This window comes from Zoogloea sp. LCSB751 (assembly GCF_002028455.1).
GTDB lineage: Bacteria > Pseudomonadota > Gammaproteobacteria > Burkholderiales > Rhodocyclaceae > Zoogloea.
Map to the genome: position 1 here is coordinate 1 of NZ_MWUM01000251.1, position 266 is coordinate 266.

The following is a 266-nucleotide window of genomic DNA, read 5'->3' on the forward strand; positions in this document are numbered from 1 at the left end:
TCGATGAAGGAATACATTTCCTTTTCGACGATATCGGTCACTTCGCCGATCGCCCGCTTGAACAGCGGCGTCGGCTCGACAATCGGCATGCGAATCGGGCGATAGCCGTAGCCTTTCAGCCAGGCACGGATGGTGTCCTCGAACAGTTCCCAAAACTCGGCTTCGTCGGGAGGATATCGTTCATCCCGCGCACGGCTTGCAGCGTTTGACTCATGCTTTCAATTTCTTGGTATAGGTGCGCTCGACATAGCGCTCGATGATTTGTT

At 54.1% G+C, this 266-nt stretch carries 1 pseudogene; it reads right to left on the bottom strand.

The features are described 5' to 3' along the window. Positions 1-214, bottom strand: a pseudogene (locus B4920_RS30685) (histidine--tRNA ligase); the annotation flags it as partial. Positions 215-266: the final 52 nt, after the last annotated feature.